Annotated in this window: 26 protein-coding genes and 1 other RNA gene; 9 read left to right on the top strand and 18 right to left on the bottom strand. The window is 69.6% G+C overall.

Translation table 11 applies throughout. The features are described 5' to 3' along the window. Positions 1 to 39: 39 nt before the first annotated feature. Complete coding sequence (gene dapE / locus BMZ47_RS07690) at positions 40 to 1,209, top strand: succinyl-diaminopimelate desuccinylase (protein WP_091860359.1); 1,170 nt, start codon at positions 40 to 42, stop codon at positions 1,207 to 1,209. Between the two features lie 38 nt (positions 1,210 to 1,247). Here dapE and BMZ47_RS27885 read toward each other — a convergent pair whose 3' ends face one another. The 5 genes from BMZ47_RS27885 to recR all read right to left on the bottom strand — a co-directional run bounded on the left by BMZ47_RS27885 (position 1,248) and on the right by recR (position 5,671). After that, positions 1,248 to 2,684, bottom strand: coding sequence for a hypothetical protein (locus BMZ47_RS27885; RefSeq protein WP_139220954.1), 1,437 nt, complete (start codon positions 2,682 to 2,684; stop codon positions 1,248 to 1,250). A 55-nt stretch (positions 2,685 to 2,739) separates the two neighbouring features. Continuing rightward, the gene (gene truA, locus BMZ47_RS07685) at positions 2,740 to 3,489 is read right to left on the bottom strand and encodes a tRNA pseudouridine(38-40) synthase TruA (RefSeq protein ID WP_091860356.1); all 750 of its coding nucleotides are present in this window, start codon (positions 3,487 to 3,489) and stop codon (positions 2,740 to 2,742) included. Then, the gene (fmt, locus tag BMZ47_RS07680; RefSeq protein WP_091860353.1) at positions 3,489 to 4,418 is read right to left on the bottom strand and encodes a methionyl-tRNA formyltransferase; all 930 of its coding nucleotides are present in this window, start codon (positions 4,416 to 4,418) and stop codon (positions 3,489 to 3,491) included. Before fmt ends, truA begins: the two co-directional genes overlap by 1 nt. 6 nt (positions 4,419 to 4,424) lie before the next feature. Further along, positions 4,425 to 4,940 carry a peptide deformylase gene (gene def / locus BMZ47_RS07675; RefSeq protein WP_050733091.1) on the bottom strand — a complete coding sequence of 172 codons (516 nt, stop codon included), beginning with the start codon at positions 4,938 to 4,940 and terminating at the stop codon, positions 4,425 to 4,427. A gap of 125 nt (positions 4,941 to 5,065) precedes the next feature. Continuing rightward, positions 5,066 to 5,671 carry a recombination mediator RecR gene (gene recR / locus BMZ47_RS07670; protein WP_007561422.1) on the bottom strand — a complete coding sequence of 202 codons (606 nt, stop codon included), beginning with the start codon at positions 5,669 to 5,671 and terminating at the stop codon, positions 5,066 to 5,068. Positions 5,672 to 6,089: 418 nt separating this feature from the next. Here recR and BMZ47_RS07665 point away from each other — a divergent pair, with 418 nt between their 5' ends. Continuing rightward, on the top strand, positions 6,090 to 7,709 hold the full coding sequence (locus BMZ47_RS07665) for a phosphoenolpyruvate carboxykinase (RefSeq protein WP_091860350.1): 1,620 nt from the start codon (positions 6,090 to 6,092) through the stop codon (positions 7,707 to 7,709). A gap of 42 nt (positions 7,710 to 7,751) precedes the next feature. On the opposite strand, the gene BMZ47_RS07660 is transcribed toward BMZ47_RS07665, so the two are convergent. Next, entirely contained in the window at positions 7,752 to 8,237 is a 486-nt protein-coding gene (locus BMZ47_RS07660) for a MarR family winged helix-turn-helix transcriptional regulator (RefSeq protein WP_091860347.1), read from the bottom strand. Positions 8,238 to 8,356: 119 nt separating this feature from the next. Here BMZ47_RS07660 and BMZ47_RS07655 point away from each other — a divergent pair, with 119 nt between their 5' ends. Next, entirely contained in the window at positions 8,357 to 9,259 is a 903-nt protein-coding gene (locus tag BMZ47_RS07655; RefSeq protein WP_091860583.1) for a DMT family transporter, read from the top strand. 140 nt (positions 9,260 to 9,399) lie between these two features. Here the strand turns inward: BMZ47_RS07655 and BMZ47_RS07650 are convergent, their stop codons facing one another. The 4 genes from BMZ47_RS07650 to BMZ47_RS07635 all read right to left on the bottom strand — a co-directional run bounded on the left by BMZ47_RS07650 (position 9,400) and on the right by BMZ47_RS07635 (position 12,130). Further along, positions 9,400 to 9,723: a YbaB/EbfC family nucleoid-associated protein gene (locus tag BMZ47_RS07650; protein WP_007561429.1), complete on the bottom strand. Its 324-nt coding sequence runs from the start codon at positions 9,721 to 9,723 to the stop codon at positions 9,400 to 9,402. A gap of 80 nt (positions 9,724 to 9,803) precedes the next feature. After that, positions 9,804 to 11,693 carry a DNA polymerase III subunit gamma/tau gene (locus BMZ47_RS07645; protein ID WP_091860344.1) on the bottom strand — a complete coding sequence of 630 codons (1,890 nt, stop codon included), beginning with the start codon at positions 11,691 to 11,693 and terminating at the stop codon, positions 9,804 to 9,806. Positions 11,694 to 11,729: 36 nt separating this feature from the next. Further along, positions 11,730 to 11,828: signal recognition particle sRNA small type (ffs, locus tag BMZ47_RS07640), an RNA gene on the bottom strand. A 41-nt stretch (positions 11,829 to 11,869) separates the two neighbouring features. Next, the gene (locus BMZ47_RS07635) at positions 11,870 to 12,130 is read right to left on the bottom strand and encodes a PepSY domain-containing protein (protein ID WP_091860341.1); all 261 of its coding nucleotides are present in this window, start codon (positions 12,128 to 12,130) and stop codon (positions 11,870 to 11,872) included. A gap of 158 nt (positions 12,131 to 12,288) precedes the next feature. Here BMZ47_RS07635 and BMZ47_RS07630 point away from each other — a divergent pair, with 158 nt between their 5' ends. After that, positions 12,289 to 13,827: a YifB family Mg chelatase-like AAA ATPase gene (locus BMZ47_RS07630; protein ID WP_091860337.1), complete on the top strand. Its 1,539-nt coding sequence runs from the start codon at positions 12,289 to 12,291 to the stop codon at positions 13,825 to 13,827. Beyond that, positions 13,824 to 15,566, top strand: coding sequence for a bifunctional protein-serine/threonine kinase/phosphatase (locus BMZ47_RS07625; RefSeq protein ID WP_091860334.1), 1,743 nt, complete (start codon positions 13,824 to 13,826; stop codon positions 15,564 to 15,566). Before BMZ47_RS07630 ends, BMZ47_RS07625 begins: the two co-directional genes overlap by 4 nt. 9 nt (positions 15,567 to 15,575) lie before the next feature. Here BMZ47_RS07625 and BMZ47_RS07620 read toward each other — a convergent pair whose 3' ends face one another. From BMZ47_RS07620 to BMZ47_RS07600, 5 genes are all read right to left on the bottom strand, one after another. Continuing rightward, a complete protein-coding gene (locus tag BMZ47_RS07620) occupies positions 15,576 to 16,295 on the bottom strand; it encodes a glutathione S-transferase (RefSeq protein WP_091860331.1) in 720 nt (239 codons plus the stop codon). Between the two features lie 46 nt (positions 16,296 to 16,341). Continuing rightward, the gene (locus BMZ47_RS07615) at positions 16,342 to 16,788 is read right to left on the bottom strand and encodes a hypothetical protein (protein ID WP_091860580.1); all 447 of its coding nucleotides are present in this window, start codon (positions 16,786 to 16,788) and stop codon (positions 16,342 to 16,344) included. A 124-nt stretch (positions 16,789 to 16,912) separates the two neighbouring features. Next, positions 16,913 to 17,302 carry a hypothetical protein gene (locus BMZ47_RS07610; protein ID WP_091860328.1) on the bottom strand — a complete coding sequence of 130 codons (390 nt, stop codon included), beginning with the start codon at positions 17,300 to 17,302 and terminating at the stop codon, positions 16,913 to 16,915. Between the two features lie 32 nt (positions 17,303 to 17,334). Beyond that, positions 17,335 to 19,215 (bottom strand): methylmalonyl-CoA mutase family protein, encoded by a 1,881-nt coding sequence (locus BMZ47_RS07605; RefSeq protein WP_091860325.1) that lies wholly within the window; start codon positions 19,213 to 19,215, stop codon positions 17,335 to 17,337. A 96-nt stretch (positions 19,216 to 19,311) separates the two neighbouring features. Continuing rightward, the gene (locus BMZ47_RS07600) at positions 19,312 to 20,115 is read right to left on the bottom strand and encodes an undecaprenyl-diphosphate phosphatase (RefSeq protein WP_007561446.1); all 804 of its coding nucleotides are present in this window, start codon (positions 20,113 to 20,115) and stop codon (positions 19,312 to 19,314) included. 255 nt (positions 20,116 to 20,370) lie between these two features. Here BMZ47_RS07600 and BMZ47_RS07595 point away from each other — a divergent pair, with 255 nt between their 5' ends. From BMZ47_RS07595 to BMZ47_RS07585, 3 genes are read left to right on the top strand one after another with little or no spacing between them, the layout of a single operon-like run. Then, on the top strand, positions 20,371 to 21,063 hold the full coding sequence (locus BMZ47_RS07595) for a glutathione S-transferase family protein (protein WP_007561448.1): 693 nt from the start codon (positions 20,371 to 20,373) through the stop codon (positions 21,061 to 21,063). A gap of 29 nt (positions 21,064 to 21,092) precedes the next feature. Further along, entirely contained in the window at positions 21,093 to 22,238 is a 1,146-nt protein-coding gene (gene queG, locus BMZ47_RS07590) for a tRNA epoxyqueuosine(34) reductase QueG (RefSeq protein WP_091860322.1), read from the top strand. Continuing rightward, complete coding sequence (locus tag BMZ47_RS07585; RefSeq protein WP_091860319.1) at positions 22,235 to 23,098, top strand: SDR family oxidoreductase; 864 nt, start codon at positions 22,235 to 22,237, stop codon at positions 23,096 to 23,098. The genes queG and BMZ47_RS07585 overlap by 4 nt, the downstream gene beginning before the upstream one ends. Here BMZ47_RS07585 and BMZ47_RS07580 read toward each other — a convergent pair whose 3' ends face one another. Genes BMZ47_RS07580 through BMZ47_RS29115 form a run of 3 tightly spaced genes read right to left on the bottom strand, consistent with a single transcriptional unit; the run spans position 23,099 to position 24,908 of the window. Further along, complete coding sequence (locus BMZ47_RS07580; RefSeq protein ID WP_085985782.1) at positions 23,099 to 23,923, bottom strand: metal ABC transporter permease; 825 nt, start codon at positions 23,921 to 23,923, stop codon at positions 23,099 to 23,101. A gap of 47 nt (positions 23,924 to 23,970) precedes the next feature. Further along, positions 23,971 to 24,777, bottom strand: coding sequence for a metal ABC transporter ATP-binding protein (locus BMZ47_RS07575; protein ID WP_091860317.1), 807 nt, complete (start codon positions 24,775 to 24,777; stop codon positions 23,971 to 23,973). Then, positions 24,774 to 24,908, bottom strand: a complete 135-nt coding sequence (locus tag BMZ47_RS29115; protein ID WP_268868448.1) for a hypothetical protein — start codon at positions 24,906 to 24,908, stop codon at positions 24,774 to 24,776. Before BMZ47_RS29115 ends, BMZ47_RS07575 begins: the two co-directional genes overlap by 4 nt. 123 nt (positions 24,909 to 25,031) lie before the next feature. Between BMZ47_RS29115 and BMZ47_RS07570 the strand changes: the two genes are divergently transcribed. Next, the gene (locus BMZ47_RS07570) at positions 25,032 to 25,517 is read left to right on the top strand and encodes a transcriptional repressor (RefSeq protein ID WP_007561457.1); all 486 of its coding nucleotides are present in this window, start codon (positions 25,032 to 25,034) and stop codon (positions 25,515 to 25,517) included. The last annotated feature ends 3 nt before the right edge of the window (positions 25,518 to 25,520 follow it).

Genomic DNA, 25,520 nt, shown 5'->3' with positions numbered 1-25,520 from the left:
AAGGGGCACAGCCAGCCTCTCCACCTCGGGACACGCCCCATGCCGGCCGATCATTCCGCTCTGTCGCTCGCCCAAGCGCTGATCCGCTGCCCCTCGGTGACACCGGAGGATCGCGGCGCCCTCGATGTGGTGGCGCAGGCGCTGAGCGGGGCGGGCTTCTCGGTGGAGCGGCCGGTCTTCTCCGAGCCGGGCTATCCCGACACCCCGAACCTCTACGCGCGGATCGGTGATCGCGGGCCGTGCCTCGTCTTCGCCGGGCACACCGATGTCGTGCCGGAAGGCGACGGCGCCTGGCGCCACGGCCCGTTCGACGCCACGGTGGCGGATGGTCTGCTCTACGGGCGCGGTGCCGCCGACATGAAGGGCGGCGTCGCCTGCATGCTGGCCGCGACCCTGGCCTTCATCGCGCGACGGGGCGGCACGTTCCCGGGCTCGATCGCCTTCCTGATCACCGGCGACGAGGAGGGGCCGGCGGTCAACGGGACGGTCAAGCTGCTCGACTGGGCCCGCGCCCGGGGCGAGCGCTTCGACCATTGCCTGCTGGGCGAGCCGACCAATCCGGGGCGGCTCGGCGAAATGATCAAGATCGGCCGCCGCGGCTCGCTCACCGGCAAGCTGACCGTGCTCGGGCGGCAGGGTCACGTCGCCTACCCGCACAAGGCCGAGAATCCGATCCCCGGGCTTCTGCGGCTCGCCTCGGCGCTGGTGGCGGAGCCGCTCGATGGCGGCACCGCGCATTTCGATGCCTCGAACCTCGAATTCACGACGATCGATGTCGGCAACCCCGCCACCAACGTGATCCCGGCGACCGCCCGAGCCACCTTCAACGTCCGGTTCAACGACGACTGGACTGCGGCCAGCCTCGGGGCCGAACTCCGCCGGCGGCTCGAGCAGGCCGCCGGCAACGCCGTGCGCTTCACCCTCGACCTGCAACCCTCGAACGCCCCGGCCTTCCTGACCCAGCCCGACGCCTTCGTGGATCTGGTCTCCCGGGCAATCCAGGCCGAGACCGGCCTGACGCCGACGCTGTCGACCACCGGCGGCACCTCGGATGCCCGGTTCATCAAGGATGCCTGCCCGGTGATCGAGTTCGGCCTGGTGGGCGAGACCATGCACCAGGTCGATGAATGCGTGGCCGTGGCCGATATCGAGCGGCTGACGGCGATTTATGAGCGGGTGCTGAACGCGTACTTTTCCTTGCCGGGCTAAACACGCCCATCAATTATGGTAAACGCCGACCCTCAGCTTCACGCGTGCTGAGACAGAAAGCCCTTGCAGGACCATCCGCGCCGTGTCCGGTTGCGGCACAGAACCCGATATCTGCTTCCTCGGAATCGACGACTCTTCGAACCAAGACGGTCACCCACTGCGATGTAGATCTGTCTTAAACGTTGGACATGCGGATCATCAAGTCGTAACTCTATGCTGGTCTTTACGAGAGCAGCAGCTGCAGCTGGATCTTTTACGTCAGGTGGAATCAAGGTCGAGCCAAGAATGATGCGCCCAACTTCTAGTAAAAGAGCTTGGTTTGACGCATCGCTTTTGTCTGCAAGACGTTCAAGGTCAAACAACGTACGCACGCCAAGAGGCCACAATCGAATAATCTTGTCGCGTCCCACAGAGCAACAAAGTTGTGCCTGCGCTACCCAATCCATGATTTGGTAAACACCATAGGGTGTCTCGACAAAAAGCATCAACGGATTGGCCGCCGCCAAGTTTTGCGTTGAATGTATATGGTGATCCTCGAGCCGCGCGCGAATGTCACTGTCGATCCCGTCAATAATTTCAACTGGCGTGATTTTAAATGCCTGAAAGATTTCATTCTCTTCTTGCTTGAAATTTTTGAGTTGATCGCGCTGAATGAGAAACCGAAGAGCCACATCCGGCATGATACCGGCCACGAAGCATGCTGTTATTACTGCAGCAGTTCCAAAAGAGTCGAGACGTGGTGCTCCGACATTGGCAAAGGTATGGACGATTTCTGTCCCGAGGATGAGAATAGAAATTGCGATTACCGGCGCCAGTACAATGCTGATCAACACTTTAATCGTTTCAGATACAATCGTACCTGGGCTTAAATCAAAGTTTTTAATTGCTCGATAAAGGCTGCGGAGTGCCATAAGGTAACTCCCGGCAAAGGCCGCGCACATTGCTAGCAACCAAATCATGCCAAGACTATCGATTTTTGGATAAGTGACGTCGGCCCATGTAAACGCACTTTGGTTCGTGGACTGCGGCGACATCAAATAAATCAGCAAAGATATAATATAAAATACGCCTATGCCAGCTACTGTGCTGAATGCACTAGAGCTGATAAGCCAAGATATTGTAGAATAATCTTCGCGCTTACGATGCGGATCGAATGGGCCTCCTGATTTCCGGCTCCCATCGGCGACCCCGAATTCTGGATCGGTTTTGCGCCTTGAACCTACAAAATATTTATATTTCACAAATTCGAATGACGGTATCAAGTTGAGCTTATGCTCTTCTCCCGAATCGAATACTGTAGCAAGGTCAGTTATTATTTCCTGACGCTGCCGTTTTACTGCCTCTCGAATTGCAATAAAAATTCCCGGCGACAGAACAGCAAACGAGGTCGTCATGCCAATGGCAAACTGAGACGCTATTTCCATTATTAACCCCTCGAAATCAGTATCTGCCGATTTCAGGGGCGAATTAGGCACGAATTTAGCGCGGGGTAAACGTTAGATTGTCAGGCGATGTGAAAAATCGTTGAATTCAGTAATCCACCCCCACGAAGGTCAGCCCACAGGCCGGCGCCAGCGGCCCGCACCGGCGCTTCTCGCCCGAGGCCAGGATGTCGGCGACGTCGTCACCCGAGAGGCGTCCGCAGCCGGCGAGCATCAGCGTCCCGACCATGGCCCGGACCTGGTGGTGCAGGAACGAGCGCGCGCAGGTCGTCACCACGATCTCCTCGTGCAGCGCCATGGTGGCGCGGGCCACGTCGAGCTGGTCCAGCGTCCGCACGGGGCTGTTGGCCTGGCACTCGGCCGCTCGGAAGGCGGAGAAGTCGTGGAGGCCGACGAGGCGCTGGGCGGCGTCATGCATCGCATCCGGGTCGAGCGGCCAGGGCACGTGCCAGACATGGGCGCGGGTCAGGGCCGCGGGGCTGCGGCGGTTGAGGATGCGGTAGCGGTAGTGCCGGCGGATCGCCGAGTGCCGGGCGTCGAAGCTCGGCGGGACGATCTCGGCGGAGAGCACGGCGACGGGTTGCGGTCGCAGATGGGCGTTGATGGCGTCGCGGACGGTGTCGGTCCGCCAGTGCTTGGCGAGGTCGAGATGGGCCACCTGGTGGATGGCGTGCACGCCGGCATCGGTCCGGCCGGCGCAGGTCAGCCGGGCATCCTCGCCGGAGAAGCGCGTCACCGCCGCCTCGATCGCGCCCTGGATCGTGGCTTCGTCGGACTGACGCTGCCAGCCGCAGAACGGCGTGCCGTCGTATTCGATGACGAGCTTGTAGCGGGGCATCAGCCGAGAAGCGTGCCGGGCGCGAGGCGCGCGCCGCGCACGAACTCGGCGCCGCTGGCGCTGCCGCCCTTGCCGGCCCGGCGCAACTCCGTCAGCCGGACCGCCCCGGTGCCGCAGGCGACCAGGCCCTCGGCATCGAGGAGCGTCCCCGGCGCGCCCGTGCCGGCGCCGGCCGCGGTGCGCAGGACCTTCACCCGTTCCGGCCCCTTGCCGAGATCGACCGCGAAGAACGCCCCCGGGAACGGCGACAGGCCGTTGATCCGGTTCGCGACCTCCGCGGCCGGAAGCGACCAGTCGATCCGCGCCTCGTCGTTGCTGATCTTGTGCGCGTAGACGACGCCCTCGGAGGCCTGCGGCGTGAAGGTCAGGGCGCCCCGGTCAAGGCGCTCGATCGCCTGGGACATCAGCTCGGCCCCGAGGGGCATCAGCGCATCGTGCAATTCGCCGGCGGTCATGCCCGGCGCGATCGGGACGCGTCCCTCCAAGGCGACGGGACCGGTATCGAGCCCGGCCTCCATGCGCATGATGCCGACGCCGCTCTCGGCGTCTCCCGCCATCACGGCGCGCTGGATCGGCGCGGCACCCCGCCAGCGCGGCAGCAGCGACCCGTGGAGGTTGAGACAGCCGTGCCTGGGCACATCCAGGATCGCCTGCGGCAGCAGCATCCCGTAGGCGACCACCACCGCGACGTCGGCCCGGTGCCCGGCGAAGGTCTCGACGGCGTCCGGGCTGCGCAGGCTCGCCGGCGTCAGGACCGGGATCCCGAGGTTGTCGGCCAGCGCGTGGACCGGCGACGGCCGCAGGCTCATCCCGCGGCCGGCCTTGGCAGGCGCGCGGGTATAGACGGCGGCGATGTCATGGCCGTCCTGCGCGAGCCGCGCCAGTGTCGGCACCGCGAAATCCGGCGTGCCCATGAAGACGACGCGCATCGGGGGTCAGGCCGCGTCGCGCTTGGCCGCCTTGGTGAAGCGCTTGATCACCCGGTCGCGCTTCAGCTTCGAGATGTGGTCGATGAACAGCACGCCGTTCAGATGGTCGATCTCGTGCTGGATGCAGGTCGCCAGAAGGCCGTCGGCCTCGATCTCCTGCTCCCGGCCCTCGATGTCGCGGAACTTCACCCGGACCCGGTCCGGCCGCTCGACCTCGGCGTAATATTCCGGGATCGACAGGCAGCCCTCGTCGTAGACCCGCTTCTCCTCCGAGGACCAGACGATCTCGGGATCGATGAAGACCCGCGGCTCGCGCACGCCCTCTTCCTTCGAGGTGTCGATGGTCACGACCCGCTTGGCGACGCCGACCTGGATCGCCGCGAGCCCAACGCCCGGAGCGTCGTACATCGTCTCGAACATGTCGGCCACGAGGGTGCGGATCTCGGGCGTGATCGGTCCGACCGGCTCCGAGGTGCGGCGCAGGACGGCGTCGGGGAGGATGACGAGCGGACGGATGGTCATGGCGGAAACCGGCAAGGGGAGCGCCACAGACGCGGACTCCGGGGATTCCGAGGCAATATGGCGTGGGTCGGGGCCGGTCAAATACCGCTTCTGCAGGTCGCCGCGACACCGCCCCGGCAAAACCGTCAGAAGGTGGTGCGGCTGCGGATCGCCGCGGTGAGCGTGCCTTCGTCGAGATAGTCGAGCTCGCCGCCGACCGGGACGCCGTGGGCGAGGCGGGTCACCTTGCGGTCGAGGTGCCGGATCGACTCGGTGACGTAATGGGCGGTGGTCTGGCCGTCGACGGTGGCGTTCAGCGCCAGGATGATCTCCTTCACCGCCGGATCGGCCGCACGCTCCACGAGGCTCGCCAGGTTGAGGTGCTCGGGCCGCACGCCGTCCAGGGCCGACAGGACGCCGCCGAGCACGTGGTAGCGCGATTTGACCGCTCCGGACCGCTCCAGGGCCCAGAGGTCCGAGACATCCTCGACGACCACCAGGGTCGAGGGATCCCGCTCGGTGTCGCGGCAGATCGTGCACGGCTCCGAGGTGTCGACGTTGCCGCAACTGGAGCAGACCACGATGCGCTCGGCCGCCACCCGCATGGCGTCGGCCAGCGGGGCGAGCAGCGTCTCGCGCTTCTTGATGAGCTGGAGCGCCGCCCGCCGCGCCGAGCGCGGTCCCAGCCCCGGCATCCGGGACAGAAGCTGGATCAGGCGCTCGATTTCGGGGCCGGCGACGGCTTGGGGCATCGTGCCTCTGGGGCGGGGAATTGCTGAATGGGCGTCTGCGGAACGTTCGGCAGGGCATAGCCGGCCCCCGGCGGTGCGCAAGAGCGCATCTCCGCCCACCCCGATCCGGTCGTTCGGGCCGATGAGCCTGCGCCGCGCCGAAGAACAACCGTCCGCCGACTGTTACAACGGCGGCATCCTGCGATCATCACCGGGGTCAAACGCCTGCGTTCACGTTGCGGGCCCCCCGCGACACCCGGTAAGACGGCAACGCTTGGCCGCCTATCCAGTATGGGGCGGACGAGCGACCGGGGAACGGAGATCCAGCGTGCGGCGGACCTGTACGACCGCACGGACGTCCCCCGGGTAAACCCGGACACCGCTGGCGTCCGGTCATGTCGCGTCGACGGCACGAACAGGGGCTCCGGGAGATACGCTCTTGACCAATATCGGTGACCACAACGCGGCCCACGGTGCCGACGCCGCCGGCTTCCGCGGCCTCAAGGCCGTCCGCTGGAACTTCGAGGCGCCGAGCCTCTACGAGGAGGCGCTGTTCCGCAGGGAAGGCCAGCTCGCCCGCGGCGGCGCCCTCGTGGCGACCACCGGCAGCCATACTGGCCGCTCGCCCAAGGACAAGTTCGTGGTGCGCGATGCCAGCACCGAGAACGAGATCTGGTGGGACAACAACGGCGCGATCACGCCGGAGCAGTTCGAGACCCTGCGCCAGGATTTCCTCAAGCACGCCGAGGGCAAGGAGCTGTTCGCCCAGGACCTTTATGGCGGTGCCGACCCGGCCCACCGGGTCAGGGCCCGGGTGTTCACCGAGTTCGCCTGGCACTCGCTGTTCATCCGCAACCTGCTGATCAGGCCGGACCGATCCGAGCTCGCGACCTACGTGCCGGACCTGACGATCATCGACCTGCCGAGCTTCCAGGCGGATCCCGCCCGGCACGGCTGCCGCTCCAAGACCGTGATCGCCATCGATTTCGCCAAGAAGCTCGTGCTCATCGGCGGCTCGGCCTACGCGGGCGAGATGAAGAAGTCGGTCTTCACCTACCTGAACTACATCCTGCCCGGCCAGCACGTCATGCCGATGCATTGCTCGGCCAATGCGGCGCTCGACCCCGAGGGCGGCTCGGCGATCTTCTTCGGCCTGTCGGGCACCGGCAAGACCACCCTGTCGAACGATTCCTCGCGCCAGCTGCTCGGCGACGACGAGCACGGCTGGTCGGACGAGGGCATCTTCAACTTTGAGGGCGGCTGCTACGCCAAGACGATCCGCCTCTCGCGCAACGCCGAGCCCGAGATCTACGCCACCACCGAGCGCTTCGGCACCGTGATGGAGAACGTGGTGATCGATCCGGTCACGCGCGTGCCGGATTTCGACGATGCCTCGCTCACCGAGAACACCCGCTGCGCCTACCCGCTGGACTTCATCGCCAATGCGAGCGCCACCGGCCGGGCCGGGCATCCGAAGAACATCGTAATGCTGACCTGCGACGCCTTCGGGGTTATGCCGCCGATCGCCAAGCTCACCGGCGCCGAGGCGATGTACCACTTCCTCTCGGGCTACACCGCCAAGGTGGCCGGCACCGAGCGCGGGCTGACCGGGCCCGAGGCGACCTTCTCGACCTGCTTCGGCGCGCCGTTCATGCCCAGGCACCCGAGCGTCTATGGCAACCTGCTGCGCGACCTGATCGCCAAGCACGCGGTCGATTGCTGGCTGGTCAACACCGGCTGGACCGGCGGCGGCGTCGGCACCGGCCAGCGCATGCCGATCCGCGTCACGCGACGCCTGCTCGCCGGCGCCCTCGACGGATCGCTCGCCCAGGCCGAGTTCCGCCGCGACCCGTATTTCGGCTTCGCGGTGCCGGTCTCGGTGCCGGGCGTCGAGGCGGACATCCTCACCCCGGTCAAGACCTGGGGCAACAAGAGCGCCTTCGTCGAGACGGCGGCGCGGCTGGTGAAGATGTTCGACGACAACTTCAAGCGCTTCGAGGCCCATGTCGATTCCGACGTGCGCGCCGCCGGGCCGACCGCTCAGGCGATCGCCGCGTAGGCGTCTTACCGACCGGGCGGCCCATCCTGCGGCCGCCCGCGCTCAGCCGAGCCCGGCGATCAGCTTCGCGAGAAGCCTGTTCAGGATGCGCTGCTCATCCTCGGTGAGCGGCGCCAGGACTTGGCGCTCGGCCTCGATATGGCGCGGAAGCAGGGCATCGATGAGCGCCGAGCCCTTCGGGGTCAGCGCGACCAGTGTCCCACGCCGATCCGACGGGTGCTTCTGACGCTCGATCAAGCCGGCCTTCTCGAGGCGGTCGATCCGCGCGGTCATCCCGCCCGATGAGATCATCGCGGCCTCGCACAGGGCAGTGGGCGTTAGCGCGTATGGCCTGCCGGACCGCCGCAGCGTCGCCAGCACGTCGAACTCACCCTGCTGCAAGCCGAATTCCGCGAAGACCGGGTTGAGCCGGTCGCGCAGGACGACCTGCGCCAGCTCGGCGAGGCGGCCCAGAACCTCCATGGGAAACGCGTCGATATCGGGCCGTTCACGCTGCCACTGCGCCACGGCCCGGGCCGCACGATCCATCCCGTCCACCACGGCGCAGCCTCCGATATCTTGACGTAAAGATACTTTGCGGCGAGATTTTAGGTCTGCCGATTCTGGATGGCAATCGGCAGGGATCGCCTATGGATCGGGAGGGGACGATGAATGCACCGGCTGGGATCGCGACGCCCCGTGCCGCGCCGCCGGCCTACCTTCTGCTCCTGTCGACCGGAGCCTTGCTCGGCCTCACGACCGTGGTCGCCGGCCTCGCCAGCCGGTCGGGCTGGCCTCCGATCGCCTTCCTGTTCTGGTCGGCGCTCGGCGGGGGGCTGATTCTGGCAATGCTTGCAGCCGTGGCGGGCGAACGGCTGACACCGTCGCCGGCGCTCCTGCGCTACGGGCTGCAGGCCGGGCTGTTGAGCTTCGCCCTTCCGAACATCCTGTCCTTCGCGGCGATCCCCCATGTCGGGGCCGGCTTCGTGGCGCTCTGCCTCGCCTTCCCGCCGCTGCTGACCTACGGCCTCGCGCTGGCCCTCGGGATGGATCGGCTCTCAGTCCAGGGGCTGGCCGGCATGGCGCTCGGGCTCGCGGGCGCGCTGCTGTTTGCCGTGTCGCGCCTGACGGGGGCCGACGGGGGAGGGCTCTGGACCGGGCTCGCCCTCGCGGCGCCGCTCAGCGTCGCCGCCGGCAATATCTATCGCTCGGCGGCGTGGCCCGACCACGCGTCGCCGCGCCTGTTGGCGCCGATCATGGTTCTGACCGCCACGGCGCTCATCGGGGCCTACGCGGTTGCCTCCGGAATCCCGCTTCTCGCGGTGCCCTCGGCCTCGACGGCCGGCCTGCTGCCGATGCAGGCGGCAATCATCGCCGCCACCTACGCGCTGTTCTTCGTCTTACAGAAGCGCAGCGGCCCGGTGGGGCTCAGCCAGATCGGCTGGATCGGCGCGATCACCGGCAAGGGGCTGGCAGTGGCACTGCTGGGTGAACGCTTCCCGCCGATCCTCGCGCTGGCGATCCCGCTCATCCTGGCCGGGATCGTCCTCGTCAGCCGGCGACCGCGTTGACGAAGACGTGGCATGTGCCGCTGGACCCACCTGTCCGATCCCCGCCCTCATCCTGAGGTGCCCGCGCCATCGGGCCTCGAAGGACAAGGGGGGGCTAGATCCGGAGAACCGCGGCTCCAGACCCGTATTCCGGGCCGCCCCTAGAACGGCAGCTTCATGCCGGGCGGCAGGGGCAAGCCCTTGGTCAGCTCGGCCATGCGCTCCTGCATCGTCGCCTCGGCCTTGCCGCGGGCATCGTTGCACGCGGCGACGATCAGGTCCTCGAGGATCTCCCGCTCGTCGGCGACCATCAGGGACGGATCGATGCTGACGCCCTTCATCTGGCCCTTGGCGCTCATGGTGACGCGCACGGAGCCGCCGCCGGAGGCGCCGGTCACCTCGATCTCGTCGAGCTCGGCCTGCAGGGAGCCCATCTTCTCCTGCATGGCCTGAGCCTGCTTCATGATGCCCATCAGGTCGCGCATGCAGCTCTCTCTCGTCGCGTGAAGATCAGTCTAGGTGGGGATGATGGCGGCGCGCCGCCACGTGCGGCCGTGCCCGCTCCTCAGAAGTCGTCGTCCGGGACCTCGTCCGCCGGCACCGGGTCGCCGTCGCCCGTGATCGCCGGATCGGCGGTCGGCGGCGGCGCGGTCTCGCGGACATCGACGATCTCGGCACCGGGGAAGCGCGTCAGCACCTCGCGCACGAACGGGTCGGCGGCGGCGTTCTCGCGGCGGGTCTCGGTGGCGGCCTTGACGGTGGCATCGAGGGTCGGCGCGCCCTCTTCCTTGGAGACCGAGACGACCCAGCGCTGCCCGGTCCAGCGCAGGATCGCGGCGGCGATATCGGTGGCCAGGCTCGACCGGCCGCCCTGGGCGAGGCGGAACTCGATCTGCCCCTCCGCGAAGCGCACGAGGTGGACGTCCCGCTCCAGAGCGGTCTTCAGGAGGATGTCGCGGTTGGCGTCCGCGAGCGCGACCAAGTCCTCGAAGCGGGCGAGCCGTGGCGCGGGCGGTGCGGCCGGCCGCTCCGCCGGGGCGACCATCGCGATCGGGGCCGGGGTCGACATCGCCACCGGTGCCGCCGCGGCGGAGGCCATGGGCGCGCCGACCGGCATCGGCCGCGGTGCGACGGACGCCGCCGCACTCGGGCCGCCGCCGCGCAGGTCGGGGATCGGCGGCAGGGGCGGGCGGCCGGAGGTGGCCGGGGCCTCCTCGACGGGCGCCGCCGCGGCCTCGGCCTTCAGCTGGCGCAGGGCTTCGTCGGGGGTCGGCAGGTCGGCCGCGTAGGCGAGGCGGACGATCGCCATCTCGGCCGCCGCCAGCGGACGCGGGGCAGCCTGGACCTCGGGAATCGCCTTCAGCAGGATCTGCCACGCCCGCGACAGGGCGCGGATCGAGAGTTTTTCCGCGAACTGGCCGCCGCGGACCCGCTCGGTCTCGCTCAGCGTCGGGTCGGAGGCGGTCTCGGGCACGACCTTCAGGCGGGTCACGAGATGGGTGAAGGCCGCGAGGTCGGACAGCACCACCGACGGGTCGGCGCCGGAATCGTACTGCGCCCGTAACTCGGCGAAGGCCGCCGGCACGGCGCCGCGCATCACCGCCTCGAACAGGTCGAGGATCCGGGCCCGGTCGGCGAGCCCGAGCATGTCGCGCACGCTTTGGGCCGTGACCGCACCGGCGCCGTGGGCGATGGCCTGGTCGAGCAGCGAGAGCGCGTCGCGCACGGAGCCCTCGGCGGCACGCACGATGGCGCCCAAGGCCTCGTCCTCGGCTTCGACCTTCTCGGCCGCGCAGACCTTGGCGAGATGGGCGTGCAGGACCGGCGCCTCGACCCGGCGCAGGTCGAAGCGCTGGCAGCGCGACAGGATCGTCACCGGAACCTTGCGGATCTCGGTGGTGGCGAACACGAACTTCGCGTGGGGGGGCGGCTCCTCGAGCGTCTTCAGGAAGGCGTTGAACGCCTTCTCGGAGAGCATGTGGACCTCATCCACGATGTAGACCTTGTAGCGCGCGGAGACCGGCCCGTAGCGGATGCCGTCGATGATCGCGCGCACGTCGTCGATGCCGGTATGCGAGGCGGCATCCATCTCCAGCACGTCCATGTGCCGGGATTCCATGATCGCCGCGCAATGCAGGCCGAGTTCCGGCATCGACACGGTCGGGCCGGTATCGGGGATTCCGGCCCGGGCATAGTTGAGGCCGCGGGCGAGGATGCGGGCGGTGGTGGTCTTGCCGACCCCGCGCACGCCGGTCAGCATCCAGGCCTGGGGAATGCGGTTGGCCGAGAACCCGTTGGCCAGGGTCCGCACCATGGCGTCCTGGCCGATCAGGTCGCCGAAATTGGTCGGGCGGTATTTCCGCGCGAGCACCCGGTAGGGCGTCGCCGCGCTGGCGGGGCTTGCGAACCCGGGCAGGCCCGGCTCGTCGTCAGGCGTGCCGGTCGAAGCGTCCATGCCGTGTCGGGTCGGGCTTCCGAGCGCCAGGAAATAAGGTGGGAGGCTGGACGAAGACCCGCTCGGTCTCGTTAGGGCTGCTTCCTTCCGGACCTGACCCGGTTGGCGAGTGAAACGTCCCTCGCCAACCCCCCGCCGGCTATATGGCCGGGCTCTTGGCCGAACGCAAGCGCCGGCTACTCGGCCTCGCGCTTGACCACAGCCAGGGTCTTCGGATCGAGCTTCAGGTCGAACTGCTTGCCGTTGGCGTCGATCGCGTCGTCGACCTCGATCATGCCGTCGTCGAGCTCGATCTCCTTCCACTTGGTGAAGCCCTCCTGGCGGAGCATGGCCTCGACCTTGGCCTGCTGGTCGGGCGGGAGCTTCTCGTCGGCCCGGGCGACGCAGGTGAGGCCGGCGGCCAGGGTGAGGGCGAGCAGGGGGGCGGCGAGGCGCATCGAAGTCTCCGTGTCTCGATTGTGTGCCGGCTTTGAACAGCGGGACGGCGCCGGGGTTCCCGCAGAACCGCGATCCTCTTGAGCCCGCTTCGATTTTCCAGCACAGCTAAGGTTGCCCGCCGCGCCACGCCGACACCGGGGCTCAGGACTGCCGACCTATGGTCACACGCGTCGCCACCGTGGCGTTCGAGGGGATCGAGGCCCGGTCCGTGGACGTGCAGGTCCAGATCATCCCGGGCAATGTCGTGTTCAACGTGGTCGGCCTGCCCGACAAGGCGGTGGCCGAATCGCGCGAGCGGGTGCGCGGCGCCCTGATCGCCTCCGGGCTGGCGCTGCCGGCCAAGCGCATCACCGTCAACCTCGCCCCGGCCGACCTGCCCAAGGAGGGCTCGCATTACGACTTGCCGATCGCGCTCGGCGTCATGGCGGCGATCGGGGCGATCCCGGCCGACGCCCTCGGCGGCTATTGCGTGCTCGGCGAGCTGGCGCTGGACGGCAGCATCACGGCGGTGAACGGCGTGCTGCCGGCCGCGCTCGCGGCGGGGGCCCGCGGCCTCGGGCTGATCTGCCCGGCCGCCACCGGGTCCGAGGCGGCCTGGGCCGGGGGCGACCTCGACGTGCTCGCGCCGCGCTCGCTGATCCAGCTCGCCAACCACTTCAAGGGCAGCCAGGTCATGGCCCGGCCGGAACCCTCGGTGGCCGGCCTGGCGGGGCCGCTGCCGGACCTCTCCGACATCAAGGGCCAGGAGGGTGCCAAGCGCGCTTTGGAGATCGCGGCGGCCGGCGGCCACAACCTTCTGATGAACGGTCCGCCCGGATCCGGGAAGTCGATGCTGGCGGCCCGGCTGCCCTCGATCCTGCCGCCGCTCACGCCCCGGGAGCTGCTCGACATCTCGATGATCCAGTCGGTGGCGGGCGAGCTGAAGGACGGGGCGCTCTCGAACCGCCGGCCGTTCCGGCAGCCACACCATTCCGCCTCCATGGCGGCACTCGTCGGCGGCGGCCTCGGGGCCCGGCCCGGGGAGGTGTCGCTCGCCCATGGCGGGGTGCTGTTCCTGGACGAGCTGCCCGAATTCGCGCCGCAGGTGCTCGACAGCCTGCGCCAACCGATGGAGACCGGCGAGGTCATGATCGCCCGGGCGAACCACCGCGTGACCTATCCGGCCCGCTTCCAGCTCGTGGCCGCCATGAACCCGTGCCGCTGCGGCCAGGGGCTCGAGCCGGGCTATGCCTGCCGGCGTGGGCTGAACGAACGCTGCATGGCGCAGTACCAGGCGCGGATCTCCGGGCCGATGCTGGACCGGATCGATCTGCGCATCGAGGTGCCGGCGGTCACCGCCGCCGACCTGATCCTGCCGCCGCCGGCCGAGGGCTCCCGCGAGGCCGCGGCCCGGGTCGCCGCCGCCCGCACGCTCCAGACGACGCGCTACGCCGCCCACGCTTTGCCGGCCGCCACCACGAACGCCACCTGCCCGGCGACCCTGATCGAGGAGGTCGCATCGCCGGATGCGGAGGGGACGGCCCTGATCCGCCAGGCGGCGGAGAGCATGCGGCTCTCGGCCCGCGGCTTCCATCGGACCCTGCGGGTGGCGCGCACGCTCGCCGACCTCGACGGCGAGGCGCAGGTGCGCCGTCTGCATCTGGCCGAGGCCCTGTCCTATCGCGGCCGGGGCGACGCGTCGGCGGCGGCCGCGTGAAGGCGGACCTGACCGTCACGATCGGCCAGGCCAGCGCGGCCGGGCGGAAGGAGGCCAATCAGGATTTCCACGGCGCCCTGGTGCCGTCCCAGCCGGCGCTCGGCCTGAAGGGCATCGCGGTGGCGCTGGCCGACGGGATCAGCAGCAGCGCGGTCGGTGCCCAGGCGAGCGAGACCGCGGTCAAGAGCTTCCTCAGCGACTACTACGCCACCCCCGATACGTGGTCGGTGAAATCCTCGGCGCAGCGCGTGATCGCGGCGACGAATTCCTGGCTCTACGCCCAGACGCGGCGGGGCCTCAACCCGCACGATGCCGACAAGGGCTACGTCACCACCTTCAGCGCGCTGGTGTTGAAGGCGCGCACGGCGCACCTCTTCCACGTCGGCGATGCCCGGATCTGCCGCGTCGCCGGCCGGTCGCTGGAACAGCTCACCGAGGATCACCGGGTCGTGGTCTCGGCGGCGGAATCCTATCTCGGCCGCGCCCTGGGCGCGGGCGGGCATGTCGAGATCGACTACCACGCGGTGAGCGTCGAGGCCGGCGACGTCTTCGTGCTCACCACCGACGGAATCCACGAGCATGTCCGCGCCCGGGACGTGGCCGCGATGATCGCGGCGGCCGGGGACGATCTCGATGGTGCCGCCCGGGCGATCGCAGAGGCCGCGCACGAGGCCGGCAGCCCGGACAACCTGACCGTCCAGATCGTGCGGCTCGACTCCCTGCCCGAGGGCGAGCCGGCGGATCTCCTCGGCGGTGTCGAGAGGCTGGATCCCGCCCCGCTGCTCGACCCGCCGGCCGAGTTCGACGGCTACCGGCTGCTGCGCACGCTCCATTCCGGACCACGCAGCCGGGTCTATCTCGCGATCGACGCGGAGACGGGGGATCGGGTCGCGCTGAAGGTCCTGTCGCTCGACCTGCGCGACGACCCGGCCCAGCGCAAGCGCTTCGCCCTGGAGGAGTGGATCGCCCGGCGGATCGACAGCCCGCACGTCCTCAAGGCTCATCCGCAGACCCGCCGCCGCAGCCACCTCTACACGGTGATGCGCTACGTCGAGGGCCAGACCCTGACGCAGTGGATGCGCGACCACGCTGCGCCCGAGCTGGAGGCGGTGCGCGGGCTGATCGAGCAGCTCGCCAAGGGCGTGCAGGCCTTCCACCGGCGGGAGATGGTCCACCAGGATCTGCGACCCGACAACGTCCTGATCGACAAGGCCGGGACCGTGCAGGTCATCGATTTCGGCGCCACCAAGGTGGCCGGGGTGGTCGAGGGCGATCCGCGGATCGACGCCGCCGAGATTTTGGGCACGGTGCAGTACACGGCTCCGGAATGCTTTCTTGGCGAGCCTTCGACCGCGTCCTCCGACATCTTCTCGGTGGGCGTCATCGCCTACCAGATGCTCACCGGCCGGCTGCCCTACGGCGATCGGGTCCCCCGGGCCCTGACCCGGGCCGCCCAGCGCAAGCTCCGCTACGCCTCCGCCCGGGGCGTCCGGCCGCTATTGCCGGTCTGGGTCGACGGGGCGCTGCGCAAGGCCGTCCATCCCAATCCCGCCCGGCGCTACCAGGCGCTCTCGGAGTTCGTCCACGACCTCCGGCACCCCAACCCGGCCTTCACGGAGACGCGGCGCGCTTCGCTGCTGGAGCGGGACCCGCTGCTGTTCTGGCGGCTGCTGTCGCTGGTGCTGGGGCTCATCGTGCTCGTGCTGGCCGGCATCCTGATCGCCCACCCGCCCCGATAGATTGCGGGCTTAACCGTCGAGCTCCGGATACCGGCGGAAGATCCCGTCCTCGTTGAACGGGATGCGCCGGTCGCTCGCGAGATAAGCGGCGATGCGCGGCCGCTGCGCCACCGCCTCGTGCAGCCGCGCGACATGGGGCGTCTCGCGCAGGGCCGCGGCGGAGGCCCTCGGGAAGGCGTAAAGCAGGCCGGCGACGAGCTGGAACAGGGACAGGTCGGCATAGGAGAGCGTCGAGCCGACCAGATGTTCGCCGCCGTTGGCTCTCAGCACCCGCTCGAAATACCCAAAAAATTTGGGGATGCGTTCGTCGCGAAAACCCTGTGCCCTGCGCAGCGCTTCCGGCTTCTGGTCCGCGTAGTAGAGGCCGACGCCGAGGGGGTGGTGGGTGTCGTGGGCCTCGTCCACCGCATCCGCGATGGTGAGCTGCAGCTGGTGCGCCCAGATCCGGTCCGGCTCGGATTCGCCGACGAGGCCGAGGCGGGGGCCGAGATAGAGCAGGATCGCCGCTGTCTGGCCGATCACGACGGCACCGTCGCGCAGGAATGGCGGCGCGAAGGGCGGCCGCGGGTTCTTCGGGTCGTCGAGGCGGTCCAGCATCGGCTCGATGCCGCCGTCGTCATCGTCCTGGCGGGCGACGTCCACGTAGGCGGCGCCGGCCTCTTCAAGGGCCAGGCGGACGAACTCGCCGCGCCCCTGGATCATCGGCCAGTAATGCAGCTCGTAGGGCATCGCGTCTCCTCCACCGAGAAGACGCAGCGCCCCGCGTGGTTCCCGCTCAGTTGGCCGGGGCGTCGCCGTCCGTGACCTTCTCGGGCGGCGGCTCGGCGCTGGCGACCGCCTTGTGGGCCAGCATCGGCTGCAGATGCTCGGCGAGCTGCTGGTCGAGGTGCTTGACGTAGGCGCCCTTGAAGTAGCGCTCGCCGGTCTTGGCACCGTAGATCCGGTCATGGGCCTGGATCATCGCGGCGACCTCCGGGCGGCACAGGAATCCCGTGATGCCCACCGCCTCGTACCAATGGCCGGCGCGGGCCTCGGCGGTCGCCTTCGGGTTGGCCAGCACGGTCTCCGCGAAGCACTCCGTCGCCGCCTGCCGCAGCGGGCCCAGGACCTTCTCGGCCTCCGCCTGGTTCACGGCCGGAGCCGCCGGGTGGCGGTGGGGACGGGCCTGCGCGGTCGAGACCAGCGTGAGGACGGCGAAGGTGGCGAGGATCGTGGACTTCATGCGGGCGGCCTCGTCGGGTGTCCGAATGGCGTTCAGCATTCCCTCATGATTGCGTCGGGATCGCGGCTGAGGGGACGTTGCATCCGCCCGATCTCGGGCAAGATGCGGACCATTTCGCGACGCGTCAGCCGCGCCGCTCGGCCCGCCAGCGACCGCGGCATGCGACGGCGCCGGTAGCGACCCAGGTGCCGGCCCCGAACCCGTTGGGGCCGAGCCGGCCGGCGACGTCGGCGGTGGCGATGCCGCTGGCGATCGAGCCGCGCACCACGCCGTTCCGGGTGACGCTGCCCTGCACCACGAAGGCGGTCCCGACAAGCCGGGCCTGCCCGTGCTCGATCCGCACCGGGTACCGATAGGCCCGGTCGCAGGCGCCGGCCTCGGTGAGGATCTCGACGCTCCAGGTGCCGTCGAACCGATCCGGGACCGGGACGCCCCGCGGCATGGCCGCCGCGGGACGCGCGCATCCGAGGATCAGGCCGGCGCCGATCAGGCGCGCAAAACGGTGTCGGCTCATGGCGTTGGTCGGGGCAGGCAGATGGGGGCGTCTCAGCGGGTCGCGGGGGCCCGCATGGCGGCGCGCAGCGCGCCGTCGAGCAGGGCCACCAGATCGCAGCCGACATGCAGGAAGGCGTGAACGCCCGCGGCCTTCAGCGGATCGAGCAGATCCGTCGGTTTGCCGGCAAGGTAGATCGTGCCGGCTCTGGCCTGCTTCAGGGCCTCCGCGGCCGGCACGGCCTGCTCGGCGTAGATCGCGTCGGTGGAGCAGATGCAGGCGAGCGCGGCGCCCGAGTCCCGGAACGCATCCGCGAGGGCGGCCGTATCGGTGAAGCCATCATTCGAGACCGCCTCAATGCCGCCGGCCGCGAAGGCGTTGGCCGCGAAGGTCGCCCGGGCGTTGAACGCGGAGACCGCGCCGAGATTGGCGAGGAACACGCTCGGCCGCCGGCCGGTCTTGGCCAGGTAGGCATCGGCGGCGTCGCGCAACGCCTCGAAGGGCTCCGCCAGGCGGATCGCGGGCAGCGCATCACAGGCGACCGCCGAGCCCGCGCCGAAATTCGAGCTGGGTCCGGCGGTGACCGGCTTCACGTCGAGGACCGTGACCGGCTTCTCGGCGAGGTTCGGGAACTCGCTCGCGCCGGTCAGCGGCGCGCGGCGGGTCGCCACCGCCTTGGCCCGGGCTTCGCGGGTCGCCTCGATGCGCCGCTGCAGCTTGCCGACGCTGAGCGAGGCGACGATCCCGCCCTCGGCCTCGATCGCCTGGAACGCCGCCCAGGCCGCCTCGGCGAGCTGGTCGGTCAGGGCCTCGAACCCGCCCGCGCCGGCGGCGGGGTCGGCGACCCGGGCGAGGTGCGATTCCTCCAGGAGCACGATCTGGCTGTTGCGCGCCACCCGGCGGGCGAAGGCGTCGGGCAGGCCGAGCGCCTGGGTGTAGGGCAGGACCGTGACCGCATCGGCGCCGCCCATGCCGGCAGAGGCGGCGGCCATGCCGGTGCGCAGGATGTTCACGAACGGGTCGCGCCGGGTCATCATCCGCCACGCGGTCTCGGCATGGAGGCGCAGGGGCTTCGGCTCCAGACCGCAGGCCTGCTCGATCCGGGCCCAGAGCCGGCGCAGGGCGCGGAACTTCGCCACCGTGACGAACTCGTCGGCATCGGCGGCGAGCAGCACAGCGATCCGGTCGCGGGCGGTGGCGAGGTCGTGGCCGGCCGCGTCCAGGGCGCGCAGATAGGTCACGGCGGTGGCGAGCACGGCGGCGAGCTCGGCCGCCTCGCCGGCGCCGGCCTCGTGGTAGGGGCGTCCGTCGGCCAGGAAGGCCCGACCGTTGAAGCCCGCCGCTTCGAGGTCGGAAACGGTGGCGGCCAGCCGCGGGGCGATCTCGCTCCAGACCGCCCCGAGGCTGCCGGTGGCGGCGAGCGTCCCGACCGGATCGATGCCGAGGTCGAGATCGTAGCTGGACAGGTCCTCGCCCCGGTGCGCCGCCAGGGCCTTCACCAGGCCGGCGACTTCGAGGCCGCGGGCGCCGGCATCGAGGCGCAGGCTGATCAGGGGCAGCATCACGCCCTTCAGCAGGGCGTCGAGATCAGCGACGCTGCTCACGGTGAGGCCGTAACCGCGGGCGGCGGGTGAGCCGGCAAACACCAGAGCCAGGGCGTCGGCGCCGCCTTCCAGATCGGTCATCGCCTGGGCGTTGGCGGCGGCGATCTCGGGATGGTCGACCCGCTGAGAAACGCGCCAGGGGCCCGGCTCGCGGAAGGGCTGGGCGGTCGGCTCGGCCCGGGGATAGAGCGGCTCGATCCGCAGGCCGTCGCTCGTCCGGGAGACCAGCCGCTTCTCGAAATCGGCACCCTTCAGGACGTTGTCCACGAGGCCGAGCCAGCGCGCCCGGTCGGCGGGCTCGAACAGGTCGGCGAGCGGTGTGTCTTCCATCGGAACGTCCCTGGGCGCGGCGTCTTGTGCACCGCTTTCAGGGTCGTGCCTCGCACGCCGCTCGCCCGGAGGCAATCGCCCGAAGGGCGAGGATTGTTATCCGAGGATGATCAGCCCCGCGAAGCCCAGCGCGCCGACGATGATCCGCCACCAGGCGAACAGCCGGAACCCGTGGCGGGACACGTAGTCGAGCAGGACGCGGACCACGAACAGCGCCGAGAGGAACGAGACGATGAAGCCGATCACGATCAGGCCGACATCGTCGCGCGACAGGAATTTGTAGTTGTCGAACAGGTCCTTGGCGAAGGCACCGGCCATGGTCGGCATCGCCAGGTAGAACGAGAACTCGGTGGCGGAGCGCTTGTCGGCGCCCATCAGCATCGCGCCCACGATGGTGGCACCGGAGCGCGACACGCCCGGGATCATCGCGAGGCACTGGAAGATGCCGATCTTCAGGTCCATCGGCAGGGTGAAGTCGTAGACGTCGGTCTTCTTCACCTCGAGGTCGGTGTCGTCGATGACGAGGAGCACCAGGCCGCCGGCCACCAGGGTCGCGCAGACGATCCACGGGTTGAACAGGTAGGCCTTGATCACCTTCGAGAAGAGGCCGCCGATGATCGCGGCCGGCAGGAAGGCCACCAGGATGCCGATCACGAAGCGGCGAGCCTGGGGATTCGTCGGCAGCGCGGTGGCGATGCCGATCAGCCGGCGGAAATAGACCGCGAGGATCGCCAGGATCGCCCCGAGCTGGATCAGCACCTCGAAAGTGTTGTTGGGCGAGTGGAAGCCGATGAAGTGGCCGACCAGGAGCTGGTGACCGGTGGATGAGACCGGGATGAATTCGGTCGCGCCCTCCACCAGGGCGAGCAGGACCGCCTTGCCGATGCTTGCCGGATCCATTGTCGAGCCTCGCGCCGCGGGCGCGCGACCGCCCCTCGTGAGCGTGCCGCGGACCATGGGAAAATTGCGCCCGGAGGCATCGCCCATCAGGGTTGACGGGCAGTTACCGGAACAGGCGGCGCGTGTTAAGGGCTCGGCAACGATCGAGCAATAACGCTCGCTCTGAAGTCCTGCGCGCCGAAGACCCGCGCGCCTGGGCCGACGACCGGCGCGGGACTGGCCGCGCCGTCAGACCGAGCAGTCCTGACGGCCTCAATGGCGACCCTCTACCACTTCCCCTTCTGCGCGAATTCCCGGTTCATCCGTCTCGTCCTGGCCGAGATGGGCCTGGAACCGACGCTGTTCGAGGAGCGCCCCTGGGAGCGCCGGGACGACTTCCTGCTGATCAATCCCGCCGGGTCGACGCCCGTTCTGCTGGAGCAGACCGGTCTCGTCGTGCCGGGTGCCGGGGTGATCGCCGAATATCTCGACGAGACGCGCGGGCTCGGCCTGTCCGGGCGGCGGATGCTGCCGGACGACACGGTGGAGCGGGTCGAGGTCCGGCGCCTGCTCGACTGGTTCCTGATCAAGTTCGACTCGGAGGTGACCGGCTACCTGGTCAACGAGAAGATCTCGAAACGCTTCATGTCGGCCCACGAGGGCGGCGGCCCGCCGGACATGAACGCGATCCGGGCGGCGCGGACCAACGTGCGCTACCACCTCAAATATATCGGCTACCTGATTGCCCGTCGGCGCTGGCTCGCGGGCGACAACCTGACCTATGCCGATCTCGCGGCCGCCGCCCACCTCTCCTGCGCCGACTATCTCGGCGACGTCCCGTGGGACGAGGACGAGATGGCGCGCAACTGGTATGCTCGGGTCAAGTCGCGGCCCTCGTTCCGGGGGTTGCTGGCCGACCGGGTGGCCGGCATGCCGCCGGCGGCCCATTACGCGGATCTGGATTTCTGAGCCCGAGACGGACCTATTTCGGCGCCGAGTTGCGTCGCCTCGTCGAGGCCCGGGCGCAGCATCTCGGCTTCTGCGGGCTGCGGATCACCCGGCCCGACCGCCTGCCGGACCTACCCGACCGTCTGTCGCGCTGGCTGGAGGAGGGCGCCCACGGCACGATGGACTGGATGGCGGAGCGCGCCGACCAGCGCGCCAGCCCCGTCGGCCTGTGGCCCGGCCTGCGCAGCATCCTGGTCCTCGCCATGAGCTATCGCCCGGAGGACGACCCGCTCGACCTCGTGGCCCGGACGGATCGCGGCGCGGTCGCGGCCTATGCGCGGCGCCGGGACTATCACGAAGTTTTGAAGGGCCGGCTCAAGGAGCTCGGCGGCTACCTGTCCGCCAAGGGCGACGTCCGGGTGAAGGTGTTCTGCGACACCGCCCCGGTGATGGAGAAGACGCTCGCCGAGGCGGCCGGGCTCGGCTGGCAGGGCAAGCACACGGTCCTGCTGTCGCGCGAGCACGGCAACTGGCTGCTCCTCGGGGCGATCTACACCAGCGCGGAGTTCGAGCCCGACGCGCCCGGGCGCGGGCATTGCGGCTCCTGCCGGGCCTGCCTCGACATCTGCCCGACCGACGCGTTCCCGGCGCCCTACCGCCTCGATGCCCGGCGCTGCATCTCGTACCTGACGATCGAGCATGCTGGGCCGATCGCGGACGAATTCCGGACTGCGATCGGCAACCGGGTCTTCGGCTGCGACGACTGCCTCGCCGTCTGCCCCTGGAACAAGTTCGCCCGCACAGCTGCCGATGCCCGGCTGGCGGCCCGGGCGGATCTCGAAGCGCCGGCCCTGGCCGATCTCGCCGAACTGGACGACGCGTCCTTCCGCAAGTTCTTCGCCGGAACCCCGGTGAAGCGCACCGGCCGGGACCGGTTTCTGCGGAACGTCATGATCGCGGTCGGCAATTCCGGCGACCCGCGCCTGGCAGATTCCGCGATCGCGCGACTGGACGACGCCTCGCCGCTCGTGCGCGGCATGGCGGTCTGGGCCTGCGGTCGGCTGCTCGAGCCGGACGCCGTGCGGGCCCTGCACCGGCGGCATGGGGTCGCCGAGACGGATTCGCATGTGCGCGATGAGTGGAGCGCCGCCACCGCCTTGACGGAGCTTCACCTCGGCGAGACATCCCCGGCATGAACCTCTTCATCTTCGGGCTCGGCTTCACCGGCCGCCGCTTCGCCGAGCGGGCGCGCGACCGTTTCCAGACCGTGCGGGCGACCGTCACCGATCCGGCGGCCGCGGCGCGCATCGCCGCCGAGACCGGCTTCACCATGCGGGGCTTCGGCCCGGAGGCCGACGATCCTCGCATCGCGGAGGATCTCGCCGACACCGACGCGCTCCTCGTCTCGGCGCCGCCCTCCGAGCAGGGCGACCCGGTGCTGCGGCGCTACGAGGAGGCGATTGCGGCGAGCCAGATCGGCTGGATCGGCTACCTCTCGACCATCGGGGTCTATGGCGACCAGGGCGGGGCCTGGATCGACGAGACGACGCCCCCCGCGCCGCGCAGCGCCCGCTCCCGGATCCGGCTCGACGCCGAGGCGGCCTGGTTCGAGCTCGGTGCGCGCACCGGAAAGGCCGTGCAGGTGTTCCGGCTGGCGGGCATCTACGGCCCCGGGCGCAACCCGATCGTGAAGCTGCGCGAGGGCCGCTCGCAGCGCATTGTGAAGGCCGGACAGGTCTTCAACCGCATCCATGTCGACGACATCGCGACGACGCTGCTGGCCTCGCTGGACCGTCCCCGTCCGGGCGCGGTCTACAACGTCACCGACGACGAGCCGGCCCCGCCGCAGGTCGTCACCGAGCACGTCGCCGCGCTGACCGGCCTGCCGCTGCCGCCCGAGATCGACTTCGAGACCGCCGACCTGTCGCCGATGGCGCGCAGCTTCTACGGCGAGAACAAGCGGGTTCGGAACGGTCTGATCCGGGACGAGCTCGGCGTCGCGCTCGCCTACCCGACCTACCGCGAGGGCCTCGCCGCGCTGAAGGACGAGGCCTGATCAGGCTTCGAGGTGGCGCGGCCGGATCAGGCGGCGGAGCAGGCCGCCGCGCGGGCCGGCCAGCATCGAGACGAGGTAGAGCGCTCCGGCGGCCAGCACGATGGCCGGGCCGCTCGGCAAATCGAGCTGGTAGGACAGGCTGAGCCCCGACACGCTCGCCACCGCGGCAATCAGCATCGAGATCGGGATCAGGCCGCCGAGATCGCGCGCCCAGAACCGGGCGGCCACCGCCGGCAGCAGCATCAGTCCGACAGCCAGCAGGGTCCCGAGCGCCTGGAACCCGCCGACCAGATTGATCACCACCAGGGCCAGGAAGGCGAGATGCACCGGCCCGCCGCTGCGGCTGACCGTGCGCAGGAACAGCGGATCGACGCATTCCATCACCAGCGGCCGGTAGATCGCGGCGAGCGCGACCAGCGTCAGCGTGCTGATGCCGCCGAGAAGGATCAGGGCGGCGTCGTCCAGCGCCAGGACCGAGCCGAACAGGAAATGCATCAGGTCGATCTGCGAGCCGCGCAACGACACCAGCAGGACGCCCCCGGCCAGCGAGATCAGGTAGAAGGCCGCGAGGTTGGCATCCTCGCGCACCACCGTCGCCCGGGTGACGGCGCCGGCCAGCAACGCCACCGCCAGGCCGGCCACCAGCCCGCCGACGGTCATGGCCGGCAGCGACAGGCCGGCCACCAGGAATCCTGCCGCGGCGCCGGGCAGGATCGCGTGGCTCATCGCGTCGCTCATCAGGCTCATGCGGCGCAAGGTCAGGAACACCCCGACCGGCGGCGCGGAGACCGACAGGGCGAGGCAGCCCGCCAGCGCCCGGCGCATGAACCCGAACTCGACGAACGGCGCGAGAATCGGCCCGAACGGATCGATCACGCGGCGTCCTCGTGATGGTGGTGAGTTTCCGGGCCGTGGTCGTGGCTTAGCGCGACGGCCGGCTTCGGGCCGACGCACACCGCGGCATCCTCGTCCCAGGCTTCGGAGAGATTGCGCGCGCGCGCCAGATTCTCCGGCGTGAGCACTCGCGCGGTCGGCCCCCAGGCCACGGCTTCGCGGGCGAGCAGGAGTGTCGTCGGAAAATGCTCGCGCACCTGGGTCAGGTCGTGCAGGGCCGCGACGACGGTGCGGCCCTGGCCGTGCCAGAGCCGGATCAGGGCCAGCAAATCCTCGACGGTGCGGTTGTCGATGCCGGTGAACGGCTCGTCGAGGAGCATCACCGGGCAATCCTGCAGGATCAGCCGGGCGAACAGCGCGCGCCGGAACTGGCCGCCCGAGAGCGTGCTGATCGGGCGCGCCTCGAAGCCGCCGAGCCCGACCGCGTCGAGGGCCGCCCCGATCTCCGGCCGCCAGCGCTCCAGGCCACGCCAGGATCCGGCCTTCCGCCACAGGCCCATGCCGGCAAGGTCCATCACGCTCAGCGGGAAGCTGCGATCGATCTCGTCGGCCTGGGGCATGTAGGCGAGGGCGCCGGAGCGATCGATGTGGCCCTCCAGGCAGCGGATCTCGCCGGCCATCCCCTTGAGCAGGGTCGACTTGCCGGCGCCGTTCGGCCCGACCAGGGCCAGCAGGTCGCCGGCGCGCACGGTCCCGGAGAGGTGGTGGACTGCCGGATGCCGGTCGTAGCCGAGGGTGATGCCGACCAGGCGGATCGATTCTCGTGTGGCGGGTCGGATGCTCATGCCGCGAGCGCCCAGGCGATCACGAGCCAGACCAGGGTGGAGAGCACCACGGCGAGGGCGAGGCGCGGGCCGATCCCGCTGCGGAACAGGGATCGTGGGGCCGCTCGGCGTGGGGTGGCGATGGTCGGCAAGACGTCCTCGTCGCGCGCTCGGGCCGGCGCGGGGACCGTTCGGCTACTGGTGCGGTCCGGGGCGGCAGTGATACACTGTAACAAACCCGCTGGACAACCGGCGGATTTGCGGTTGGAGCGAACATGCACCGTCACGAGGGCCACGACGCGTGCCACGGCGATGTCGCCGACATGCTCGCGCGGGCGGAGGCCGTCTGCCGCGAGCGCGGACTGCAATTCACGCCCCTGCGCCGGGAGGTGATGGAGGCGGTGGCCGAGGCCGGTAAGGCCCAGGGCGCCTACGACATTGCCGAGAAGCTCAGCGCACCGGGCAAGCGCGTGGCGCCGGTCTCGGTGTACCGCGCCCTCGATTTCCTGATGCAGCAGGGTTTGGTCCACCGGATCGCGAGCCGCAACGCCTTCATCCCCTGCGCCCACGGGCATGCTCCGGGGGAGGGCGTGGTGTTCCTGATCTGCCGCACCTGCGGCGGCGTGGACGAGGCCTCCTCGGAGATGCTGGAGGACGGTCTCGACCGTACCCTGAAGCGGGCGGGCTTCACGCCGGCCCACAGCATCCTCGAGGTCGAGGGCGATTGCGGCGCCTGCCGGGAGCGGCAGCAGGCCGGCTGACGC

The sequence above is a fragment of the Methylobacterium brachiatum genome, assembly GCF_900113845.1.
Taxonomy (GTDB): domain Bacteria; phylum Pseudomonadota; class Alphaproteobacteria; order Rhizobiales; family Beijerinckiaceae; genus Methylobacterium; species Methylobacterium brachiatum.
This window is presented reverse-complemented; position numbering and strand designations above follow the sequence as displayed.

Excerpts from the sequence above, each read along its gene's own strand:
- dapE (WP_091860359.1), top strand. The coding sequence starts at position 40 with ATGCCGGCCGATCATTCCGCTCTGTCGCTCGCCCAAGCGCTGATCCGC.
- truA (WP_091860356.1), bottom strand. The coding sequence starts at position 3,489 with ATGCCCCGCTACAAGCTCGTCATCGAATACGACGGCACGCCGTTCTGC.
- fmt (WP_091860353.1), bottom strand. The coding sequence starts at position 4,418 with ATGCGCGTCGTCTTCATGGGCACGCCGGATTTCGCGGTGCCGACACTG.
- def (WP_050733091.1), bottom strand. The coding sequence starts at position 4,940 with ATGACCATCCGTCCGCTCGTCATCCTCCCCGACGCCGTCCTGCGCCGC.
- recR (WP_007561422.1), bottom strand. The coding sequence starts at position 5,671 with ATGCCCCAAGCCGTCGCCGGCCCCGAAATCGAGCGCCTGATCCAGCTT.
- BMZ47_RS07660 (WP_091860347.1), bottom strand. The coding sequence starts at position 8,237 with ATGGATCGTGCGGCCCGGGCCGTGGCGCAGTGGCAGCGTGAACGGCCC.
- BMZ47_RS07655 (WP_091860583.1), top strand. The coding sequence starts at position 8,357 with ATGAATGCACCGGCTGGGATCGCGACGCCCCGTGCCGCGCCGCCGGCC.
- BMZ47_RS07650 (WP_007561429.1), bottom strand. The coding sequence starts at position 9,723 with ATGCGCGACCTGATGGGCATCATGAAGCAGGCTCAGGCCATGCAGGAG.
- BMZ47_RS07645 (WP_091860344.1), bottom strand. The coding sequence starts at position 11,693 with ATGGACGCTTCGACCGGCACGCCTGACGACGAGCCGGGCCTGCCCGGG.
- BMZ47_RS07635 (WP_091860341.1), bottom strand. The coding sequence starts at position 12,130 with ATGCGCCTCGCCGCCCCCCTGCTCGCCCTCACCCTGGCCGCCGGCCTC.
- BMZ47_RS07630 (WP_091860337.1), top strand. The coding sequence starts at position 12,289 with ATGGTCACACGCGTCGCCACCGTGGCGTTCGAGGGGATCGAGGCCCGG.
- BMZ47_RS07620 (WP_091860331.1), bottom strand. The coding sequence starts at position 16,295 with ATGCCCTACGAGCTGCATTACTGGCCGATGATCCAGGGGCGCGGCGAG.
- BMZ47_RS07615 (WP_091860580.1), bottom strand. The coding sequence starts at position 16,788 with ATGAAGTCCACGATCCTCGCCACCTTCGCCGTCCTCACGCTGGTCTCG.
- BMZ47_RS07610 (WP_091860328.1), bottom strand. The coding sequence starts at position 17,302 with ATGAGCCGACACCGTTTTGCGCGCCTGATCGGCGCCGGCCTGATCCTC.
- BMZ47_RS07605 (WP_091860325.1), bottom strand. The coding sequence starts at position 19,215 with ATGGAAGACACACCGCTCGCCGACCTGTTCGAGCCCGCCGACCGGGCG.
- BMZ47_RS07600 (WP_007561446.1), bottom strand. The coding sequence starts at position 20,115 with ATGGATCCGGCAAGCATCGGCAAGGCGGTCCTGCTCGCCCTGGTGGAG.
- BMZ47_RS07595 (WP_007561448.1), top strand. The coding sequence starts at position 20,371 with ATGGCGACCCTCTACCACTTCCCCTTCTGCGCGAATTCCCGGTTCATC.
- BMZ47_RS07585 (WP_091860319.1), top strand. The coding sequence starts at position 22,235 with ATGAACCTCTTCATCTTCGGGCTCGGCTTCACCGGCCGCCGCTTCGCC.
- BMZ47_RS07580 (WP_085985782.1), bottom strand. The coding sequence starts at position 23,923 with ATGCGCCGGGCGCTGGCGGGCTGCCTCGCCCTGTCGGTCTCCGCGCCG.
- BMZ47_RS07575 (WP_091860317.1), bottom strand. The coding sequence starts at position 24,777 with ATGAGCATCCGACCCGCCACACGAGAATCGATCCGCCTGGTCGGCATC.
- BMZ47_RS07570 (WP_007561457.1), top strand. The coding sequence starts at position 25,032 with ATGCACCGTCACGAGGGCCACGACGCGTGCCACGGCGATGTCGCCGAC.